This window comes from Bacteroides sp. AF25-38AC, from assembly GCF_003602995.1.
GTDB lineage: Bacteria > Bacteroidota > Bacteroidia > Bacteroidales > Bacteroidaceae > Bacteroides > Bacteroides uniformis.
Window position 1 is genome coordinate 58,213 of the sequence record NZ_QTMD01000019.1, and the last position, 22,910, is coordinate 81,122.

The 22,910-nt window shown below is 47.5% G+C and carries 14 protein-coding genes and 1 pseudogene; 5 read left to right on the top strand and 10 right to left on the bottom strand.

Going from position 1 to position 22,910, the window contains the following annotated elements; genetic code table 11:
• Positions 1–539 (top strand): P-loop NTPase (locus tag DWY55_RS22380; protein ID WP_243633666.1); only part of this gene is annotated, 539 nt, incomplete at its 5' end.
• A 92-nt stretch (positions 540–631) separates the two neighbouring features.
• On the opposite strand, the gene DWY55_RS13765 is transcribed toward DWY55_RS22380, so the two are convergent.
• Both DWY55_RS13765 and DWY55_RS13770 read right to left on the bottom strand, forming a co-directional pair.
• Complete coding sequence (locus DWY55_RS13765) at positions 632–2,452, bottom strand: M56 family metallopeptidase (protein WP_005829752.1); 1,821 nt, start codon at positions 2,450–2,452, stop codon at positions 632–634.
• A gap of 2 nt (positions 2,453–2,454) precedes the next feature.
• On the bottom strand, positions 2,455–2,817 hold the full coding sequence (locus tag DWY55_RS13770; protein ID WP_005829755.1) for a BlaI/MecI/CopY family transcriptional regulator: 363 nt from the start codon (positions 2,815–2,817) through the stop codon (positions 2,455–2,457).
• Positions 2,818–3,106: 289 nt separating this feature from the next.
• Here DWY55_RS13770 and DWY55_RS13775 point away from each other — a divergent pair, with 289 nt between their 5' ends.
• Positions 3,107–4,645, top strand: a complete 1,539-nt coding sequence (locus DWY55_RS13775) for a Gfo/Idh/MocA family protein (RefSeq protein ID WP_005829763.1) — start codon at positions 3,107–3,109, stop codon at positions 4,643–4,645.
• A 65-nt stretch (positions 4,646–4,710) separates the two neighbouring features.
• Here the strand turns inward: DWY55_RS13775 and DWY55_RS13780 are convergent, their stop codons facing one another.
• Positions 4,711–6,612, bottom strand: coding sequence for a TlpA family protein disulfide reductase (locus DWY55_RS13780; RefSeq protein WP_005829764.1), 1,902 nt, complete (start codon positions 6,610–6,612; stop codon positions 4,711–4,713).
• Between the two features lie 146 nt (positions 6,613–6,758).
• On the opposite strand from DWY55_RS13780, the gene DWY55_RS13785 reads away from it, so the two are divergent.
• Positions 6,759–7,826 carry an SGNH/GDSL hydrolase family protein gene (locus tag DWY55_RS13785; RefSeq protein ID WP_120178113.1) on the top strand — a complete coding sequence of 356 codons (1,068 nt, stop codon included), beginning with the start codon at positions 6,759–6,761 and terminating at the stop codon, positions 7,824–7,826.
• Between the two features lie 218 nt (positions 7,827–8,044).
• On the opposite strand, the gene DWY55_RS13790 is transcribed toward DWY55_RS13785, so the two are convergent.
• From DWY55_RS13790 to DWY55_RS13810, 5 genes are all read right to left on the bottom strand, one after another.
• On the bottom strand, positions 8,045–9,283 hold the full coding sequence (locus tag DWY55_RS13790; protein ID WP_005829766.1) for an ABC transporter permease: 1,239 nt from the start codon (positions 9,281–9,283) through the stop codon (positions 8,045–8,047).
• Entirely contained in the window at positions 9,283–10,461 is a 1,179-nt protein-coding gene (locus DWY55_RS13795) for an ABC transporter permease (RefSeq protein ID WP_009037852.1), read from the bottom strand. Before DWY55_RS13795 ends, DWY55_RS13790 begins: the two co-directional genes overlap by 1 nt.
• 27 nt (positions 10,462–10,488) lie before the next feature.
• A complete protein-coding gene (locus tag DWY55_RS13800; RefSeq protein ID WP_005829771.1) occupies positions 10,489–11,478 on the bottom strand; it encodes an HlyD family secretion protein in 990 nt (329 codons plus the stop codon).
• A gap of 45 nt (positions 11,479–11,523) precedes the next feature.
• Positions 11,524–12,990, bottom strand: coding sequence for a TolC family protein (locus DWY55_RS13805; RefSeq protein WP_008664221.1), 1,467 nt, complete (start codon positions 12,988–12,990; stop codon positions 11,524–11,526).
• Positions 12,991–13,111: 121 nt separating this feature from the next.
• Positions 13,112–13,990: a hypothetical protein gene (locus DWY55_RS13810; RefSeq protein WP_005829777.1), complete on the bottom strand. Its 879-nt coding sequence runs from the start codon at positions 13,988–13,990 to the stop codon at positions 13,112–13,114.
• Between the two features lie 230 nt (positions 13,991–14,220).
• Here DWY55_RS13810 and mdh point away from each other — a divergent pair, with 230 nt between their 5' ends.
• Both mdh and DWY55_RS13820 read left to right on the top strand, forming a co-directional pair.
• The gene (gene mdh / locus DWY55_RS13815) at positions 14,221–15,162 is read left to right on the top strand and encodes a malate dehydrogenase (protein ID WP_005829779.1); all 942 of its coding nucleotides are present in this window, start codon (positions 14,221–14,223) and stop codon (positions 15,160–15,162) included.
• 95 nt (positions 15,163–15,257) lie between these two features.
• The gene (locus DWY55_RS13820) at positions 15,258–18,515 is read left to right on the top strand and encodes a S41 family peptidase (protein ID WP_057097598.1); all 3,258 of its coding nucleotides are present in this window, start codon (positions 15,258–15,260) and stop codon (positions 18,513–18,515) included.
• A 1,524-nt stretch (positions 18,516–20,039) separates the two neighbouring features.
• Here DWY55_RS13820 and DWY55_RS22385 read toward each other — a convergent pair.
• Both DWY55_RS22385 and DWY55_RS13830 read right to left on the bottom strand, forming a co-directional pair.
• Positions 20,040–21,149: pseudogene (locus tag DWY55_RS22385) on the bottom strand (glycoside hydrolase family 105 protein); the annotation flags it as partial.
• 124 nt (positions 21,150–21,273) lie between these two features.
• Positions 21,274–22,890, bottom strand: coding sequence for a RagB/SusD family nutrient uptake outer membrane protein (locus DWY55_RS13830; RefSeq protein WP_005829785.1), 1,617 nt, complete (start codon positions 22,888–22,890; stop codon positions 21,274–21,276).
• Positions 22,891–22,910 lie beyond the last annotated feature (20 nt).

Genomic DNA, 22,910 nt, shown 5'->3' on the forward strand with positions numbered 1-22,910 from the left:
TGTGGCGGGGAGGTATGGCAAGCAATGCCTTGAAGCAGCTGATTGGTGATGCCGATTGGGGAGAACTGGATTATTTCCTTATCGACCTTCCTCCCGGAACGAGCGACATTCACTTGACAGTGGTGCAGACTTTGGCACTGACAGGAGCTATCGTTGTTAGCACGCCGCAGGCTGTGGCGCTGGCAGATGCCCGCAAAGGCATCAATATGTTTACCAATGATAAGGTGAATGTGCCCATTCTCGGTTTGGTGGAGAACATGGCTTGGTTCACGCCTGCCGAATTGCCGGAAAACAAGTATTATATCTTTGGGAAAGAAGGCGCAAAGAGACTGGCTGAGAAAATGAACGTACCCTTGCTGGGACAAATTCCTATTGTGCAGAGTATCTGCGAGAGCGGTGATAAGGGGACTCCGGTTGCTTTGGATGAGAATACGGTGACCGGGCGCGCTTTCCTGCAACTGGCTGCTGCCGTAGTCCGTCAGGTAGACCGCAGAAATATGGAAATGGCGCCGACACGGATTGTGGAAGTGCATAAATAAACATGGATATTTTCCTTATGAAAAAGGAGCAGTTACCCGGCGACGGGTAACTGCTCCTTTTTCATTTAGACTTGTTTAGAGAGAAAATTAGTTTATTTAGTTGGAGTAACAGTGGCATTCTGGACAGCAGGGCTTTTCTCCGGTTCTTGCAGACGGAACATGATGGGGACTGTATATTTTACGTTTACAGCTTGTCCTCTTTGCATGCCGGGCTTCCACTTGGGCATGATAGTAGTCAGACGGATTGCTTCAGCGTCTAGCAGTGGGTCGGCACCACGGATTACTCTGGGGCAGATGATGTTCCCTTCTTTATCCACTATAAACTGTATGACCACTCTTCCCTGAATCTTAGCTTTTTGTGCGGCTACCGGATATTTGATATTTTTGCCGATGAATTCCATCATTGCGGACATGCCGCCGGGATATTCCGGCATTTTTTCTACGACTTCGAAAACGGTTACTTCCTCCGGGTAGGTTGCCTCTTCGGGAGCATAACCCACTACCACCATTTCATCTATTTTGCTTTCAATGGGAGCATACTTAACCTGTGTATTGTTTTCCGTCAGACGGAACATCACGGGAACTGTATATTTTACCCGCACGGCTTCTCCTTTTTGTGTGCCGGGTTTCCATTTGGGCATGGCACTGATTACGCGTACGGCTTCTTTATTCAATTCCGGGTCAATGCCGCGCAGTATTTTTACATTGGTAATACTGCCATCCTTCTCCACTACAAATTGCACGGTAGCCCGTCCTTGCGTACCTTTCTTCATGGCTGCTTCCGGATATTTGATGTTCTTGCTCAAGTATTCCATTAGTGCAGACATGCCTCCGTCGGGGAATTCGGGCATGTGTTCCACTACCTCAAAAATCGGATTGTCGAGAGTATCCTTATCCACTACCTTTCCTTTGTAAGTCACTGTTTTCGTATCTTGTTCCGGTAGGGGAGCTACTTGAGGGGCTTGAACTTCCGGTACCGCTTGTCCGGTTTTGGCGTCTACAGCCTCTATGACTTCCGCTGCAATCTTCTTTGTGGTACGTGCCACTGCTTCGATATTGCTGACAATCATAAGTAAGGCCGCTAAAGGAAGGAACATCAGATATTTGGTCCTTCCTATTTCTTTTGTTCTCTTTTTGTTCATCATCTTGATGCGTTTTTTTAGAGGTAAAACATTGAAACTGTTATAGATGGTTGCTGCAGCCTTTTGATGTGATAATCCTAACAAATGGTATTGATAGGTTTTGGAGTCATAGCCGTTCTCCAATACGCGGGCATCGGCCATATATTCCAGATTGGTGCGGATTTCCCGTTTCATGAGCCAGGCAAAGGGATTGCACCAGCAAAAAATGCACACCAGTTCACTGATGATGACATCAATGGAGTGCCATTGCCGGGCGTGTGTCTGCTCATGGGTCAATATTTCGTTGAATTCCTCTTCCGTATGCGAGGACGGATGGATAAAAATCCAGTGGAAAAAGGAGAAAGGCCCGTCTGCTTTGGGAAGCAGATGTATATTTGTGTTGCCTATTTGTACCTTGCGGCATCGGCATGCCAGGTGGATGATGCCCGCCAGTTGCATGATGAGGCGTATCATCAGCAATGCCACTATTCCCCAATAGGCGATATTGGCATATTCTGAAAGGATGCTTTTCCAGTCGGTAGGAGCCGCTTCGGTGCCTATTGTGAGTTCCGGTAGCACAACGCTGGCATAGAGGTCTGCCATGGCCACCATCGGTTCCTGCTCCGTAATCCACGTTTGTATGTTCAGCAGAGGTACGGCGGCAGAAACGGCAAAGAAGCAGAGCAGTGCGGTTCTGCGCCAGCCGAAAAACGTGTCTTTGTAGAAGAACAGCCGATAGAATGCATAAAACAGTACTATCGCTACATTCACTTTCAGAAAATAGGCTAACATGTTTACTCCTTTCCTTTCTCTATCATGTCTATAATGTCTTTCAGGTCATTGGCCGAAATCTTCTGGTCTTTGGCGAAGAACGAAACCATTTCCTTATAAGAATTTTCAAAGTAGTTGCGCACAAAACCGCTCATAAAGGTACGTTTGTATTCGCTTTCGCGTATAAGCGGGGTATACTGGTAAGTGTTGCCTACACGTGCGGCACGGATATACTGCTTGCGCTCCAGGTTTTTCACAATAGATGCTACAGTTGTGTAGGGAGGCGCCGGTTTGGGATATTTGGCAACAATGTCTTTTACGAAGCAACTGCCCAGTTCCCAAATGTACAACATTGCTTCTTCTTCTTGTATCGTTAACTTTTCCATGGATAAAGTATTTAAATGAATTCAATGCAAATCTACGAATATTTCGTAAATAAACATCAAACAGTGAGTTAATTAATCTAAATGTTCCTGCTGTGTGTATATTCTTTTGCCAGATTGAAAAGAACATGGCTGTTGATAATCTTCTTTTGGCTAAGATTGTCTATCTTTGCAGAAGAAGCGAAGACTGGCGGCACCTCAGCATAAAAAATGAACGGGTTCATTTTATTCTGCATTCGGTTTGCGCTGTCTTTGTTGCAATGAATTCTTTTACCTTAAATAAAGCAGAAATATGGGAACAGTTAAATCGTTGTTGCTGGGAATGTGCTTCGTATTGGGTGCATGCACAAGCCAGACTTCTACTGTGCAAACCACAGAGAAGGGAACTCAATGGGAATGGCAGAATGGTACCATTGTTGTCAAAACTCCCGAGCGTCCGGCAGGACAGAAGAGTGTATTGGGACTGACTACTCCGAAGTTGGAGGCAGTCCGTGTGGGTTTTGTTGGTTTGGGGATGCGTGGCCCCGGAGCAGTGGAGCGTTTCACTTATATTCCGGGTACGCAGGTAGTGGCTCTTTGTGATTATGAAGAGGCCCGTGCAGATAAATGTCAGGAGCTCTTGAAGAAGGCATCCATGCCCAAAGCCGCCGTCTATTCCGGTGACAAAGGATACGAGGAACTCTGCAAACGTGATGATATAGATTTGGTTTATATTGCTGCAGACTGGCTGCATCACTTCCCCGTTGCCAAGTGTGCGTTGGAGAATGGAAAGAATGTAGCGATAGAAGTGCCTTCGGCTATGAATCTGCAGGAATGCTGGGATTTGATTAACTTGAGTGAATCTACCCGTAAGCATTGCTTCATTCTGGAGAACTGCTGCTATGACTGGTTCGAGATGAATACGCTGAACATGGCGCAGCATGGCGTGTTCGGTGAAGTTATCCGTGCGCAGGGTGCTTATATACATAATTTGAGCCCGTTTTGGGACCATTATTGGAAGAATGGAGAAAATGACAAGCTGGGCTGGCGTTTGGACTACAACATGAAGCATCGTGGTGACGTGTATGCCACCCATGGCCTTGGCCCGGTGGCGCAAGCACTGGATATTCACCGTGGTGACCGTATGGAAACGTTGGTAGCCATGGATACCAAGTCTGTAGTGGGCAAGGAGCTGGTAGAAAAAAGAACCGGCGAGGAGTGCAAGGAATTCCGTAACGGTGACCATACCACGACCATGATTCGTACAGCCAATGGAAAGGTGATTGAGATTCAGCACAATGTAATGACACCACAGCCTTATAACCGTTTGTATCAGCTTACGGGTACCAAGGGATTCGCCAACAAATATCCGGTAGAAGGGTATGCGCTTGACGCTGACCAGCTGAGTGCATCGGGCGTTCAGCCCAAAGTGGATGATTTGAATTCACACGGTTTCCTGCCGGAGACGGAGATGGAGGCACTCGTGGAGAAATACCAGCATCCCATTTTAAAGAAGTACGGTGAGATGGCGAAGGAAGTAGGAGGTCATGGTGGCATGGACTTCGTGATGGACAGCCGTCTGGTATATTGCCTGCAAAACGGTCTTCCTTTGGATATGGATGTATACGACCTTGCTGAGTGGTGCTGCCTTGCAGAATTGGGAGAACTTTCTATGGACAACGGTTGTGCGGCTGTGGCATTCCCCGATTTCACCCGTGGTGAATGGAATGTGGTGAAGGGCTACAAGCATGCATATGCAACTCCGGAAGAGGAAGCGGCTGCTATGGAGAAGGCAAAGGCATTTACTGCTAAACTGAAAGAGCAGGGAGCCAAGGAATGGGCTGAAAAGTAATAGCGGTATACTGATAAAACAAAAAACAGCAGGTGATAAGCCTGCTGTTTTTTTTTATCAGTTTGTCATTTAGTCACTTTCAGCAACTCTTCCTTCATCTTCTCCACTCCCGGAAAGCCGGTTTGTCTGAACGTGGTGTTTCCTTCGCGGTCTACAATCAGATAAGTCGGTACCCCTTCTATCTTGAATGCATCCGATAGGTATTTCCATTGGGCATCTGTCAGACGGAAATGTTCGCCGTGGATGTCGGGAATCATATTCTCCCAGGTCTTCAAGGGGGAGGTTTCGCCGGTGATGTACAGATATAGGATATCCTTGTCTTTCAGTTCCTCCTTCATGGGGGCCATCGTCTTGTTTGCCATACGGCATGGACCGCACCAAGTGGCCCAGAAATCTACTAACAATACTTTTCCTTTGAATTTGCTGATGATAGAAGTGAACAAATCTTCGTTGCTGACGTTGGCGTCCACTTGGTTGATGGTGTAGCCCGTCTTTTTCTTGTTGGCTTCGAGTTGTGCCAGCAGTTCGTCATTGGCGGCAGTCAGCATTTCACGGTATGCGGCGGGCATGGCGGCAACGGTGGCCTTTTGCTCGTCGGTGAGCGGGGTGAAGTTCTTGATACCCCGGTAGAGGGTGACATTACGGGCTATATCGAAGAAGATACCTTTGTCGCTTCCCCAGGCTTTGGCCAATTCTCCACTCCGTTCGACATTCCTTGAAGCCATTTGTACATACTGGTTGGACAAGACTGCTTGCGGCACATTCAATATACTCATATCTTCGTCGGACACGTAGTTGGCGGGTACTTTCCGGGCAAGTTCCTGATAGTAGTTGTTTGCTTCCTCCCGTTTGATGAGATTGGCGTGTAGGGCAGCCGATGTCAAGATGCTGGCAACGGAAGACAGCATGGCATTTGTAATCAGTTTGTTATTGATAGTCAAAAGTTGTCGGGTAGAAGCACTATAAGGCAACTTGTCTATTGCTTCTTGTGTTTCGTCGGATATTTGAAGTACGTATGCTTTGGCTGCATCAATATCCTTGCCAGCCAGTGCAGCTATGTTTTGATAGAGCTTGTCTTGCATGTCGATGCCGAGGTGGTTTCCGTTCAACTCTTGTGCCACGGTTTCCAGCGGTCCGTTGATATATACCATTTCTCCATAGGGTTTCCCTTCGCTGTGGAATTTAGACTTGCGCCGGGAAGCTTCGCGTAGATTGACGTATATTTCTGTTGTCTTGCCGGGTTCCATGAAGAACTGGAGCATATGCTCTCTACCCAAATATATGGTACATGGGGTAGTGCCGGGCAATGTTACTTCTTTGGTGAAACTGCCGTCAGGCTGGATGTCGAGTGGTATGTCCGTGATGTCTCCTTTGATATTCTCCCACACGGCAATACTGATTGGCATTCCCATATTGGGGCGTGAATCCAGGAGTTTTCCTTTCAGCATGGCTTTTCCGTATTGGATGACCGGTTCGGGAAGTTCGGCATTAGGGTCGGCTTTGTGTACTACGGCGTTCTGGGGAAGTGCCAGTTCCGGCAGTTTCTTGCTTTTCAGTTGTATTCCCCAGACGCTGAATCCGTTTTCCACCTTTTCGCCTTCGGTGAAGTCGAAGGAGGTAGCATTGTCGGATAGGGGAGGAAAGACCAACTGGAATTCCGCTTCGCCCGATTCGGGCATCCAAAATTCTTTACCTGGTATGATGCCTATACCGGAACGCAGTTGGTAGGTTTCTCCGTTATTGTCTGTCAGGTAGCTGTCGGGTGCAATCTGTATCCAGTACTTGGGACGATACTTGGCATAGATGTGGAGCACGGTTGCCGTGTCACTGATGACTACTTTACTCACTTCGATGGAAGTCGTGTTTCTTACGATAAACGGTGGTTGGTCAATCACTCGGTTTTTGGCTTGCAGGGTACAGCAGATACACAGTAGGAAGCCTGCTAAGATGAAATGGATGTGTCTCATATGGATTGTTTTTTGCGAAATTACGAATGTTTCGTAAAGAAACAAGCATGTGGGAGTTAATTGATGTAAAATGCTCCTATTTCTTCATTTTTCAAAGAAACCTTGTATCTTTGCCACATAATACTTAACACTTAATATCTTGTCATATGAGAATCCGAATTCTTCTGATGGGCTTGTTGTTGGCCGCTGTTGCCAATGCCCAGACTGTTTATCATGATGCTTCCACCTTCCCCCTTCTGGGCAAAGCAACAGAATCTACCCTTACCCGCTATGAGCGTCTGCCGGACTCTCTGCAGAACATCTCCCGCAAGCCATTGTGGGACTTAGGCCGCAACAGTGCCGGACTCGCCGTGCGCTTCCGTTCCAACTCTACAAGCATTTCCGCCAAATGGGAAGTAAGGAACAATATGAGTATGAACCACATGACACCGACCGGCATTAAAGGCCTCGACCTCTACTGCTTGCAAGACGGTAAGTGGATATTTGCCGGTAGCGGGCGTCCGCAGGGCAAAGTCAACAAGGCGACTATTGTAAGTAATATGTTGCCTGAGGAGCGTGAATATCTCTTGTACCTTTCTTTATATGACGGGGTTACCTCGCTTTCCATCGGCGTGGATTCTTTATCCGCCATTACCCTGCCGGCAGTAGACTTGCCGAAACGTGAGAAGCCGGTGGTATTCTATGGTACCAGCATCTTGCAGGGAGGCTGCGCTTCCCGTCCCGGCATGGCGCATACCAATATTCTGGAACGTTGGCTCAATCGTGAGTGCATCAATCTGGGATTTAGCGGCAATGCCTTGCTCGACCTGGAGATTGCCGATGTCATAGCCGGTGTGGACGCTTCTATGTTTGTCCTCGACTTTGTGCCCAATGCTACCGTGGAGCAAATGAGAGAGCGTGCCGATAAATTCTATACCACTATCCGCAGCAAGCATCCCGATACGCCTGTCCTTTTCGTGGAAGACCCTCTCTTTACCCACTCTCCTTTTGACACCAGGATTGCCAAGGAGGTAAAGGACAAGAATGAGACATTGAATGCCTTTTTCCGTTCTTTGAAGCAACGTGGAGAGAAAAACATCTATTTCCTTGCTTCCCGTGACATCATCGGCCACGACGGGGAGGCTACAGTAGACGGCATTCATTTTACCGATTTGGGCTTTATGAGGTATGCTGAGATACTTTACCCGATATTGGAGAAACACATGCGACCGTAATTAGGTATTACAACCGTTTGTCTGTTTGCTGCCTTGCCGATGCTGTAGGGCAACTATTTGTTTCCTTTAACAAAACAGTCTGTTTCCTATAAGGGAACAGACTGTTTCAATATGGCGAACAAACTGTTTTTATATATTGGAACAAATTGTTCTGATACGCTGAAACAAAGTGTTCAAACGCATGTGAACACTTTGTTTCGTAGGCTTGGAACAATGTGTTACGCTTCTATACTCTTATGCTTCTTATACTCTTCAATCACATGTTTCCTGCTCTGCAATATCTGCCAGCGATATACCAGGCACGTGGTGATGAAGTAGAAGCCCGTTTGTATCCATAGTGCTTGGTACTCGAAAGAGACTTCATTGAGTGTGGCTCCCATGCTGTTGATGCGTACGTAGCCGTTGATGCCGAAGGTAGAAGGGAAGATGTACGAGAAGTACTTCCAGAAAGCGGGCATAGCAGCTCCCGGCCATGAAATGCCGGAGAGGAACAGCAGCGGCACGGAGGTGAACACGAACAGCAGCATGCACGTTTCGCGGTTGCGGATGGCAATGGATGCTGTCATGGCAAAGAAAATACAAGCGGCCAGGTAGGGCAGGGTGAACAGAGTCAGGACACCGGGTATCGCTATTTGGTTGAGGCTGAAAAGCCATGGAACCACACACAGTATATATACCGATACCAGTGAATATACCATGAAGTAGCTCAGCCCTTTTCCCATCACAATGCGTAGTGTGCCGTTGTAGTGGCGGTTGATAGGCACCAGGTCGCGGAAGCGGTTCTGCTCGCGTGCCGTCCCGGCAGACAAGCCGATGCCGAGTAGCAGCGTTTGCTGGATAATCAATACCAATACTGCCGGAATCAGGAAAGCGGCAAATCCGTTGGTCGGATTATAGAGGGCGACATCCTCATACTCTATCGGGTAGGCGGTAATTTCGTCCTGGCGGTCGGTGGTATTGGCGCTTCGCTCCACTTTGATGTCTGCGTTCATGGCGAGCGACACGTTGGTGTTGGCAGTCAGCAAGGCTTTGTAATACAGCAGTCCGCTCATGTCGCAGAAGATGCTGACCTGCGTCTGCTTACCGCGTACAATGTCGTCGCTGAAGGTGGAGGGGATGTAGATAATACCGTATGCCCTGCGGTCCTTCAACATCAGTTTGGCTTCTTCCATATCAGCGCAGTAGCTCACGAGGCTCACTTCGGGACTGGAGTCCACTTTCCGCAGGTATTCGCGGCTCAACGAGGAGCGTGAGTCATCCACCACGACAGTGGGCACTTCGTGGATAGTTTCGTTGGTATAGATGAAAGCGTATATCAACGGATAGACCAACGGAACGAGCACGAAGAAGATGAGCACGCCCTGGTCGCGGAAGGTGGTGCCGAATTCCCGTTTCCATATATAGAACAAGTCATGAATGCCTTGTATCACTTTCTGTCTGAACGTCAGGTCTTTCATTAGGGCATGTATTTATAGTAAACCAACGCTCCTTTCAGCCTATGGGCTATAAGGAACGGGAGCATCATGAAAATAAGCAGCGCTACGTAGTTGACCCACGAGTAAATCATGGGGTATCCATTCAGTGCCTGGTCCACATAAATCAGGAAATAGTGGCGCAGGGGGAACAGATTTGCCAATGCCTGCAATACGGGGTGCATGCCCATGGCAGGGAATGACAATCCGCACATGGAGAAAGAGAGTACGCCCCATAGGGAAGCGAAACTGAGTCCCAGACGCAGGGTAGGCAGGGTTCCTATCATCAATATTCCCATGCCTTGCGATGCCAGCACCAGGCAAAGGGTGGCAAGCAGCATCGGCAGGATGCCGCTGTTGCAGGGAAAATGGAGGAAACCGTAGAGGTATACATTATATAATATTCCCATCAGGAAGAAGATGGCGGTATGCGGCAGCAGTTTGCCGGCAAGGGAAATCCAGATGGAGTTGTTGCCCATGCGCAGCCATTCGCGGGCGGTGCGGTCTTTTATCTCGACTCCGATGGAATAGACGGTTACCATGAAGATAAGCAGCATCAATACGCCCGGTGCAAAGGTGTTGCACAGATATACGGAGTAGTTCAGCCACGGGTTATTGAGTGGATGTGTATCTATGACGATGGGTTGGAGGAAGGCCATCGCTTGTTCCTCGGTAGCTCCTTTGGCATATAGGGTGCTACGTGCTGCGGCACCGGATGCCAATTCGCTCATCATCTTCATGTCCTTGAAGAGGAGTGAACCTGCGATGAGCAGGGTATTGTTTGTATAGAAAGAGAGTTTGGGCTGCCGTCCGGCCTGCGCTTTGGCAGAGGTACCTTCGGGAATGTAGAAGAAACCGTAAATCTCTCCGCGCTGCATGGCGGTACGGGCTTCGTTGATGGTAGGGTAGCGGGCGACGACGGCTGTCTGCTCAAAAGCGTCCAAGTTACGTATCAGCTGGCGTGAAGTGGCACTCATGTCTTGGTCCACCACACCTACGGGCATGTCCGTAGGAAGCCCGGAGTCCATCAGCGTGGTGAAGAATATGTAGCAGAACAACGGTGCTATCACCATACAGAACAGATAGAGCGGGCGGGAAACAAGACGGCGGCATTCGCGTCTTGCTACATTCCACAAAGCCGTATGTTTCTTATTTCTTTCCATCATCCTCTCCAATAACTCATAACTCCTTTACTTCTTCAATACAACACTCATTCCCGGACGCAGTCCTTCCACCTTCTCTTGCGGAGCGGCTTTTACTTCGAATGTTTTCAGGTCGAACTGGCCGGTAGTCTTGGTCGCTTTCCAGGCGGCATATGTGCCGAGGTCTTTCATATAGTACACTTTCAGGCGGATATTCTTATCGAGTGCAGGGATGAACGCCTCGAATTCGGTATTCATACCCAACCCTTGCAGCAAGTCCTCGCGTACATTGAAGGTTATCCACATATCGTCCAGAATGGCGATGTTCATAATGGGAGCACCCGTGCCCACGAGCTCGCCTACTTTGGGGAATATCTCGGATACCTCACCGGCAGTCTGTGCAATCAGGTAAGTTTCCTTGATGTACGATTCAACTTCGGCCACAGCTCCTTTGGCACGTTCCACCAAGGCAGCGGCAGCGGCTTTGTCCTCGCGTTCCGCACCGTTCTTGGCCATATCATACTGGGCTTTGGCGGCTTTCTCCGTAGCCCGGGCTGCATTGCGTTGGGCGGTAACTTCGTCAAGCTTTTGTGTAGACATCACGCCTTGGTCGTGCAGGTTCTTCACACGCGTGTAGGATTTTTCGGCAATCTCCAGTCCGGCCAGTGCCTTTTGCCACATTTCATAGGCAGCTTGTATCTGTTCCCGACGGGCGCCTTTTAGAGCTTTTTCGTTCTGGGCTTGGGCTGCCGATTCGGCGGCGCGTGCTTGTTCCAGTTTGGCCTGCACGTCCGGAGCCTCCAAAATGGCAAGGGTGTCTCCGGCTTGTACGCTTTGTCCCTCTTTTACACGAAATTCCAGAATACGTCCCGGCACTTTGCTCGATACTCGATACTCCGTTACTTCTGCTTGTCCTTGCACAATTTCCGGTCCTTTACGCAACATGAAGAAACCTACAAGGGCAACGATGGCAATCACTCCCGTCAGCGTGAGGAATGCCAACAACATGTTACTGTTTTGTGATTTTGTATCCAACATATTATTTACTATTTGACTGTTTACTATTTACGATTGAAGAAACTATCAATTATCAATTGTCAATTCCCCCGTTGCCTTTCTCAGATAGATTTCCGTCAGTTTTACGTCAATCTGTGCGTCTATCTTTTCCGATTGGGCAGAAAGCCATGCGGTGTGCGCTTCGAGCACATTGCTGGCAGGTATAACGCCTTCCTCAAAGCCAAGTGTGGCGTATCTCAGGTTCTCGTTGGCTTTTTCCAGGTTCTTTTCGGCCATGGTCAGTTTCTTGGCAGCTTCGTTCACTTGGAAAGCCGACTGGTTGACCTGCAGCTCTATCTTTTCTTTGGCGTCATCCAACTGGTATTGGGCGATGCGTGCTTCCGATTTGGCTGCTTTTACTTTATAGATGCCTTCGCCCCAGTGCCAGATGGGTACCGACACCATGACACCCACATTCCACATCCCCTTGAACTTTTTCTCGAAACTGTTGAAGACGGAAGGGTTGGTTGCCATATAGCTGCCCATTAGTGCTATGGAAGGAAGATATTCCGAACGGGTGACATTTACTTTCTGCTTATAAATCTGCGTGGCAAGTTCCAGGCTACGCACTTCGGGACGGGTAGCATAAACATTGTTGATGTCGATGGCACCGTTTTCCGGAGTAGTGGGAGCCAGGTCTTCCTTCTGTTCGTCTGTGAGCATGACGGGAGTGGAAAGGTCGAGACCACACAATTGGCACAGCAGCATCCGGGCAAGGCTCAGGCCATCGGTTACTTTGGTCAGGGTCATTTCGGCCTCATTCACTTTTACTTTGATGGAGAGTCCGTCTGCTTTGGTGGCAACGCCTTCGGCAATCATTTTGTCAACGTCGCTGTCGAGCTTCTGCAGTAGTTTCAGATAACCTTCTGCCAGCTTCTTTTTATGGGCAAGGGACACTACCTGCCAATATGCCTGGTCTGTACTCAGGATTACTTCCTGCATACCGGTGTTGTGCTGCTGGCGGGCCAGCTCTTCGGCGTATTTGGTAATTTTGTTGTAGGCACGTATCTTGCCGCCCATATATAGGGGTTGGGTCAAGGTCAGTGCGCCCGCATACATGTTGCGGGTGTCTGTACGAAAGGCGTCAACCAAGGATTGGCCTGCACCGTCGAGGGCACCTACCAGGCTTTGTCCTAAAGCCGGCAATTGGCCTGCCAGTTCTGGATGAAGCTGTGCGATGACTTGGGCAGCCTGCTGTAACGGTCCGCTGAGACTTGTACCCAATCCGGACAAGGCTCCTTTCTGAGCGTCGCTGAGGATGGACAACTCTTTTTGACTGCGCATATATCCGCCGCTGGCCGAAATGTTGGGAAGGTAATTAGTAAATGCCGCTTTCCTTTGATAGTGGGCAGCGTTGATTTTTTCCTGGCTTATCAGCAGTTCTTTGTTGTTGGAGATTGCCAATGCACGGCAACTATCCAAGCTTAATGCTTCCTGGGCCTTCATGGGGAAGGATAGGTATGCCAAACAGATGAAACAGAAGAACTTTTTCATTGGGCTATACATTAATTAAGGTGATGAATCTGTTGTTTATACAGCAACAATAATTGCATAAACAACGATGCAAATGTATAGGCTTTCAATGATATTGCAAAATAATTTAGATTTTTTTGTATTAATTCAAGCTGAATGATTGCGAACCGATAAGGGTACCGTCAGCAAAAATGTCTACGCGGTAGGTGCCTGCATAGAGGTATTCTTCTACATCCCAATATACGGTGACGGCTTGCTCTTCTCCGTTGTATTCTATATACTTCTTGATGGAATATACCAGTTCCCGGTTCTCGTATGGGAAGGTGTTCGAGGAACTTTTGGTCAGCACGTCATTGTCCGGTTTGGTGATGCGGATGTAGAGGGTACGTTCGCCGGTCTCTGCAGTGATGTTTTTCACGATGGAGAAGTTTATTTTGAACTTCACGATGTCTTTCACCTTCTTGGCAGTCTTGCCGCGTTTGTTTGTGGGCTGCACAGAGATGTTGGTGGCGTCCAGTTGGGCGGCAAGTGTCACGGTCTTGGTCAGGTTCTTCTTCTCTTCGGACAAGTTGCTGATTTGCCGGGAAGCGGCGTTGTACTTCTTGGTGACATCGGCTATGATTTCCTTCTGTTGAGCAGTCAGGCGGTTTAGCGAGTCAATCTGGTTGATATAGCCTATCATGACTTTGCGGAGAGAGGCCAGTTCCTTCTTCAGACGGCGTATCTCGGTGGCATTGCTGCTCTTCACGGTGCGGAGTTCTTCCAATAAACGTTGGGTCTTCAATTGTTCCTGCTCCAAGAGTACGGAGAGGGAGTCGTTGGAGACTGTCAACTTCAGTTCGTCATATTGTCTGGCGAAGTCTGTGTATTGATTTTCAAGGTCTTCTTTATCCAGATTGAATTCCATCACCAGTTCCTTGTTGGTTTGCTTTTCGGAAATCAGCAGAATGGTAACTCCTATTAATAATAAGATAAGGAGGCTGCCTGCCACGATGAGAAGTGTATTCTTCTTAACTGCCATTTTTGATAATGATTAATGGTTAAGTGATTAATGGTTGGTGGCTGATTATTCGTCCTACATTCATTAATCGTCCGCAAAATTAATCATTAATCATTAATCATCGTCCACTAATCATTGGCTAAATGTGTATTTAACTAAAATTATTACGGAAATATTTCTCTAATTACGAAGTTCGCTGTACTTTTGCGTCATCTTTAAAGAACACTTATAAACAAAAAACTTTAGAAATTATGTCAAAAGTAACCGTAGTAGGTGCAGGTAACGTAGGTGCTACATGCGCTAATGTGTTAGCCTTTAATGAAGTGGCTGACGAAGTGGTAATGCTGGACGTGAAAGAAGGCGTTTCAGAAGGTAAGGCAATGGATATGATGCAGACTGCTCAACTGCTGGGCTTCGACACCACTGTTGTAGGTTGTACCAACGATTATGAGAAGACTGCCAACTCCGACGTTGTAGTGATTACTTCCGGTATTCCCCGTAAGCCGGGTATGACTCGTGAAGAATTGATCGGTGTTAATGCAGGTATCGTTAAGTCGGTTGCACAGAACATCTTGAAATATTCTCCGAATGCTATCCTTGTGGTTATCTCCAACCCGATGGATACCATGACTTATCTGTCATTGAAGTCTCTGGGCTTGCCGAAGAACCGTATCATCGGTATGGGTGGTGCTTTGGACAGCTCTCGTTTCAAATATTTCTTGTCTCAGGCTTTGGGCTGCAACGCCAACGAAGTGGAAGGCATGGTTATCGGTGGTCACGGTGATACTACCATGATTCCGTTGGCTCGTCTGGCTACTTACAAAGGACAGCCGGTAAGCACACTGCTGAGCGAAGAAAAACTGAACGAAGTGGTAGCTTCTACTATGGTAGGTGGTGCTACACTGACTAAGTTGCTGGGTACTTCTGCATGGTATGCTCCGGGTGCGGCAGGCGCTTATGTCGTTGAGTCTATCATCCACAACCAGAAGAAGATGATTCCTTGTTCAGTATATCTGGAAGGAGAATACGGTGAATCAGACATCTGTATCGGTGTTCCCGTAATCCTTGGCAAGAACGGTATCGAGAAAATCGTTGAACTGGAACTGACTGCTGACGAAAAAGCTAAATTTGCTGCCAGCGCTGCTGCCGTTCACAAGACAAATGCCGCTTTGAAGGAAGTAGGTGCTCTCTAATTGAGGGTAACTTAAAGAGAAATAAGCAAGCCTCACGGACTTTTTCTGACAAGGAAAAGACGTGAGGCTTTTTTTATCCCCCAAAAAGAATCATTATGAAAAAACTACTATTAGGTATTGCTGCCGCTTGCCTGGCAGGTTTTACTTTTGCGCAAGATGCTCCGCTCTGGATGCGTCATAGTGTTATCTCTCCCGATGGGACCACCATTGCTTTTACGTATAAGGGAGATATTTATACGGTGCCGGTTACCGGTGGACGTGCCATGCAGATAACTACCAATCCTGCATATGATACGGATCCGGTATGGAGTCCGGACAGTAAGCAGGTTGCTTTTGCTTCGGACCGTATGGGAAGCCTGGACGTCTACATTGTGTCCAAAGACGGAGGCGAACCACGACGGCTGACTACCCACTCGGGAAGCGAAACGCCGCTTGCTTTTACAGATGCCGGACATATCCTGTTCTCTGCGGGCATCATGCCGTCTGCCGAGGCTGTTGTCTTTCCCTCTAACGGGCAGTTCAACCAGGTCTATCGAGTATCAGTGGAGGGAGGGCGCCCGACGATGATTTCGTCCATGCCTATGGAGTGCATCTCCATCAATAAGGAGGGAGCGATGTTGTATCAGGATAAGAAAGGTTACGAGGACTACTGGCGTAAACATCACGTATCGCCCATTGCCCGGGACATCTGGATGTATACTCCGGGAAAAGAACCGCAGTACCGCCAACTGACTACTTTCGGAGGAGAAGACCGTGAACCGGTTTGGGCTCCTGATGGAAAAACATTCTACTATCTGAGTGAGGAAAACGGCTCTTTCAATATCTACCGACGTACTCCCGGAGATGCGAAGGCCGTGCAGTTGACGCACTATACCAAAAATCCGGTACGCTATCTCAGTGCCGCTACGGACGGAAGGTTGTGCTATGGATTTGATGGTGAGATTTACACCCTGCTTCCCGGTGGAGAAGCGCAAAAGGTGAACATCAGCATTGTTTCCGACAGAAACGACAAGGATATTATCCGCCAGATTAAGAGTAGCGGTGCCACGGAAATGGCAGTGTCTCCGGATGGTAAGGAAGTGGCTTTCGTTTTGCGCGGCGATGTCTACGTCACTTCAGTGGAATATAAGACTACGAAGCAGATAACGAATACTCCTTGTCAGGAACGTACCGTAGACTTTGCCCCCGATGGCCGAACACTGGTTTATGCTTCCGAACGTGGCGGGCTTTGGCAACTTTACACTTCGACGATTGTGCGTAAGGATGAAAAGCTGTTTACCTATGCCACAGAGCTGAAGGAAGAACGCTTGACAAACTCGGATGCCGCTTCTTTTCAACCCCAATACAGCCCTGACGGTAAAGAGATTGCCTTTCTCGAAAAACGCAGCACCATCCGTGTCATCAATTTGAAGACAAAGGATGTGCGTACCGTTATGGATGGCAAGTATCAATACTCTTATTCGGACGGTGACCAGTGGTTTCAGTGGAGTCCGGACAGCAAATGGATTCTTTCGGACTATATCGGTGTAGGTGGATGGAACAACAAAGATGTTGTGCTGCTGAATGCCGATGGCAAGGGTGAAATGGTGAACCTGACCGAGAGCGGATACAACGATGGCAATGCCAAATGGGTATTGGGTGGAAAAGCCATGATTTGGACCAGTGACCGTGCGGGGTATCGCAGCCACGGCAGTTGGGGAGCCGAAGACGATACTTATATCATGTTCTTTGATGCTGAAGCATACGACCGTTTTTTGATGAACAAGGAAGAAACCGCTTTACTCGAGGAAGCGGAGAAGGCAGAGAAGGAAAAAGCTGGGAAGAAAGACGAAAAGGATGCCAAGAAGAAAAAAGGGGATGCCGACAAAGATAAGGAGAAAAAGGTAGAGCCGTTAAAGTTCGACCTCGCAAACCGCTTTGACCGTATTGTACGCCTGACCGTCAACTCCTCGCATATGGCAGATGCCATGCTTTCTGCTAAAGGGGATAAACTCTATTATCTTTCTGTTTTCGAGGATGGGTACGATCTTTGGGAACACAATCTGAAAGAGAATGTTACAAAAGTTCTTTTGAAGAAAGTAGGTGCAGGCGCTTTGCAGCCTGACAAGGAAGGGAAGAATATCTTCCTTTGTGCCCGCGACGGAATGAAGAAGATAGAGATTGAAGGCAGCAAGATTTCTCCAATTGAATTTGAGGCTTTCTTCGATTACCGCCCTTATGGTGAGCGTGAATATATCTTCGACCACATCTGGCAGCAGGTAAATGATAAGTTCTATGTGGCAGACTTGCAAGGTACGGACTGGAATGGATACAAAGAAACTTATAAGCGCTTCTTGCCGTATATCAACAATAACTACGATTTTGCGGAAATGCTGAGTGAGATGCTGGGTGAATTGAACGGTTCTCATACGGGAGCGCGTTATTATGCTTCGGGCGCAGCACTTCCTACGGCTGCTTTGGGAGTGTTCTATGATGAAGCTTATGCGGGCGATGGATTGAAGATTAAAGAAATTATAGCTCAGAGTCCATTGACGAAGAAAAAGACGGATGTCAAGCCGGGCTGTATTATCGAGAAAGTGGATGGTGTTGCCATTAAGGCTGGCGCTGATTATTTCCCGTTACTCGAAGGTAAGGCAGGCCGCAAGGTGATTCTCTCGGTCTATGATCCTGTTACCGGAAAGCGGTTTGAAGAAACCTTGAAGCCCATATCTTACGGTGCCCAGAATGAGCTGTTGTATAAGCGCTGGGTGGAAAACTGCCGCAAAAAGGTGGATGAATATTCCGGCGGACGCATTGCTTATATTCACATCAAAGGTATGGATAGTCCGAGCTTCCGTAAGATTTACTCCGATTTGTTGAGCGAAAGCAGTCGTAAGAAAGAGGCTGTTGTGGTGGATACCCGCCATAACGGAGGCGGGTGGCTGCACGAACAAGTAGCGACGTTACTTAGCGGCAAGGAGTATGAACGCTTTGTGCCGCGTGGCCAGTACATCGGCAGCGATCCTTTTGACAGATGGCTGAAACCTTCGTGTATGCTGGTTTGCGAGGATAATTACAGCAATGCCCACGGTACTCCTTTTGTGTACAAGACGTTGGGTATCGGTAAGCTGATAGGTGCTCCCGTGGCAGGAACCATGACTGCTGTCTGGTGGGAAAGCCAGATCGATCCAAGTATTGTATTCGGTATTCCGCAGGTAGGTTGCATGGATATGCAGGGCAACTATCTGGAGAACCGCACGTTGCAGCCTGATATCCTGGTCTATAATGAACCGGAAGCTGTTTTGAAGGGAGAAGATGCACAGCTGAAAGCGGCGGTGGACCACTTGCTGAAGAGGTTGCCGCAAAAGAAATAGATGGATTGGACTTTATAAACAAGAGGCTGAATTCAAGATTGAATTCAGCCTCTTGTTTATAAAGTCGATGGGGTGTCTTATTTATTTTACAGTTACTTCTGACAGTTTTAACCAACCAGAATTAGTGAAGGTTCCCTTGGCAGAGATATCCAGCCCCTTAACATTGCTTCCATTGCCTTTGGTTGTATCGACTAAAGCTACTGCCCAGGTATAGGTTCCTTTTTTTACCCCGTGAAGTTTGGGAGTGAACTCATAGGAAGTGGGATAGCCTTTTATCCAGACGGATAAATCAGTATTGTTGTCCAGATAAGAGTAGACTACTTGATTGTCTTGGTTCAATAATGCGAAAGCTACTTTATACTTTTGGTTCCATTGTGGTATATTGGTTGGGCAATATCCCCAGCCTAAGTTGTTCCAGCGATGTACTATCTTTATTCTTGAACCACTCTTCATTTCTTTGGGAACTACAATGGAATCGGGATATAAACGATAACCTCCTTCGGAGATGAAACGCTCAACCAAAGGATAGGCATCACGGAACCAACTCATGGTTTCGTCTCCTACACGGAAATCCATCATGTTGACATGAGCTTCCTGACCGTCTTCAAATTCTCCGATACGCACATCTTTGGCTGTTTTGTAACCGCTCGGGTCATTGTGATAAGGGTGCTTGCTCACAATCCATCCACCTTCCAGTAGAACCGGGCGTTTCATAATCCAAGGTTTCACATAGTTTCGCTCCCACTGGCCGTAATACTCTCTCATTCCGAAAGCATCATGACGTAAGGAAAAGCCTTTCTCGCAAGCGCTGTCCAACAAGCGTTTACTATCGGGATCAAAATTCTCCTCACCTGCCCAGTCTTTGCCTGCACCCATCCAACGATGGTAGTTGATAACTAAAGGTACTTTGGTGAAGTGTTTGACGTAGAGGTCTGTAATCCAATTGAACACAGCTTCCCGGTTCTTGGGGTCAATGTACTTCATAGTGTGTGCCTCACCCCATTTGCCAAGACCGTAGCCGTCTATAAATTCCACCAGGTCAGGGTCATTGTATTTTTGGGCAAATGCTTCTATGAACTTTGCATATTTCTCCTGGAAGATAGGGTCATCAGGATAGGGAGAGCGTTTTCCATTGTCTGTATAGTATTTGGCTCCTGCATCGAATACATAGGCCGGAGTGGCTTCATTTTTTCGGTCGCGGCTGTCGACAACTACACGGAAAGAGAGACGCATACCTCTGTCGAGTGCCCCTTGAATTACTTTTTTCAACTTTTCGTTGGTATCCCAGCCGTAGACTCCTTCGGCGGGATTGAAGGTACTCCAATGCGTACGGATATAGAGTGTGCGTGCATAATCGGAGATTTTCACGGTTGTTCCTTTTTCCGGTACATAGATATGGTCGTATTTCTTCCAGAAGTCATCGCTGACATTCTCATTTGCATAAACAACCCAACCACTTAAAGGGTTTCCCTGCATGGTTTTTCTGTCTGGCCAGATTTTTATATAATCAGCTTCCGTATCTACAGCCATCTTGTATATCTGGCATCCTGCTGCAAGAAACGCACCGACACCGTAAACTTCTGTCATGTCACGCGTCACTTTACGGGGGTCGGCACCGATAGGCTGTACCCAGCCAAGTTTACCGCTTGCATCTACAGCATCGGTCAGTGCCTTCCAGCCTTTTATAATGACTGGCATGAAATCGTCTTCATTCAAGAGTCCCGCATTTACGCCATAGGCCAACGCATATACAAAGAAACCGGTGGAACTGGTTTCGGGAGAAGGATAAGAAGCCGGATCCAGAAGGCTGGCATGCCAATAACCGTCTTCGTTCTGCAATCCGGCGATACGTGTGCATAACCGGATAAACAGTTCTTCGTAATAAGCGCGTTCCATCAAGCCTTTGGGCAACTCCTGCAATACTTCTGCCAGACCGGCCAGTACCCAGGCATTTCCACGTCCCCAGAACACCTTTTTGCCATTGGCTTCTTTTTTACCGAAATAATGCCAATCGCGGTAGAAAAGGTTCTCTTCCTTATCGAATAGGTATTCGTAGGTAGCCCGGTATTCATTGTCCATGAATTGGAGGTATTTCCGGTTGTTGGTTTCACGGTATAGCTTGGCATAAACCGGGGGGGCCATAAACAAGGCATCACACCAGGTCCAGCGTTCTAGGGTTTTGTTGTCACCATACTCCAGTTTGAATGTACCGTTGGATGGATGGTTGACAATCCATTCCGTACGTGCCAGGGTAGGAGCCAGTATTTCCTCTTTTTTATATTTACGGTATAAGTCAATGAATGATTGGGAAACGGTTATATCGTCTGCATGGTACAACCGCTGATGGGGTTGCCAGCAGTTTCGTCTTCCTATTTTATAGAGCCATTGATAGTAGGTGCTGTCATTGTACTCCTCTTCTGCCAGTTTAGCCCAATCTACCATACCTACATAAAGTGCTCCATTGGTCCAATCCAGGTCGTGGTGTTCGTGGGCAGTGTTAGGATTGGAAATTTGCCAGTCTGCCACTTGCTTCATTTTCTCTTTTACTTCCTTTTTGCTGAATGGCACTTGTGCCATGATTGCCATACTGATAAACAGAAAGGCTGCTGCTGTTAATTGTCTGTGTATCTTCATGATTGTTTATTGATAAAATTAAGGGAATTGCCTTTGTTCTCAATGGACGCGGACAATTCCCTTTATGAGAATCTTGAAAACTATCTTTTTACCTTTATTCGTGTTTTATTTTGTCTTTGTGCTGTTAATATCCTTCGTTTTGCGGGAATTCTGCACCCGTATTTGAATCGATTATGCTCTGAGGAATCGGCCATAATGTGTGGTAATCACGCATAACGGGCCCCGATTCTGTATTGTATTTGCGGGTACGCTCCAATAATTTGCCGGTACGGCATAAGGTAAAGCGGCGTGATTCTTCACCTACCAACTCGCGGATACGTTCGTCCAGCAAGAAGTCCATGGTCATTTCACTGTCCGTAATTTCAGGAGCATGTGCGCGACGGCGTACAACATTGATTGCTTCGCGGGCACCTGAAATATCGTTCAACCCCAACCTTGCTTCGCAGAGTAAGAGATAAGTCTCGGACAAACGGAACTTCATGCGGTCACGGTAGGAACCGGTCAAAGAAAGGTTTTCGGAACGGCCATAGAAGAATTTTGTCAGAGCCGGATAAAGACGGAAGGTGGTAAACCATGTTTCGTCTGTAATCGTGGCTTTTTTACCATAAAGGTCGGGCATGTTCTCGTTGTTGTAATACCAGTTACGTTTGATGTTGTATTCGGAATTACGAATGTCTTCTTCATCAAAGAAACCGGTATCTTCTCCAATCCACCATTTCATTGGTACCAATTGCGACAAGCCGCGGCCACCCAGTGAGTCTGCCAAAACAAAACCGGTAATTTCGAAGTATTTGGGTTCCCAGGCACGGCGTGTCCAGTCATCGGAATTTGTACCGCCACCAGTAGTGTTATATTCAAACTGCATGACCCAAATGCTTTCCATATTGCCGGATGTGCGATTTTGATTGTTTTCAACGAATAGGTCGGAGAACACATCGCCGTTTGCTTTTACCTTTTCACCGAAGCGGTCTTCCATCAAGTGGAAATATCCGCTGTTGATGACATTCTCTGCGGCAGTTTCAGCCTTTGCATAATCACCCTGCATCAAGTAAACCTCACTTAGTAAGTGTTCTGCCGCCCATTTGGTCAGCTTGCCGACTTTTACGGCATCAGGGTCAGTAGGCAGGTTCTCGACAGCAAACTGAAGGTCTTCTACCATGTGGGCAATAACCTCTTCCTTCGGTGTACGGGTAAAATCGATTCTGAACTGATCTTGAATCTTGTCTACATAAGGAACGTCTCCATACAGATAAACCAATGTACGGTATGCATAGGCGCGGAAAAAACGTGATTCTGCCTGATAGAGCGCCTTGTCTGTGCTATTATCCCAGTTCGTGTTTATTTCCGAGTATTTCAACATCTCATTGGCTCCTGCAATCAGGCTATAAGCCCAGTTCCAGTAGGAACCCACAATACCGGTATTTGGAGTTAATGTCAAAAAACCGAACGGTTGGATAGAACCGTCTTTAGTGCCCATGGTAGCAAGGTCAGTGGCAATCTGCAATGCTTCGTAAGGGCAAGCGGCATTGTGCATGAAGGCACCGTTTTCACCCCAAGTGTTGTATTCAGAGCGTGCTTCGGCATAAAGTCCGGTAGAACCTACTTCGAAACCATAGGAACTTGTATATGTGTTGTCCGGAGCCAGTTCACTTTTCAGTTTCTCATCCAGAAAGTCAGAGCAACCGGTAGCAGACAGAGCTACTAACAGAGCTAGAGTTGCTTTTGATATATAATTTTTCATTGTATATATATTTAAGTAAG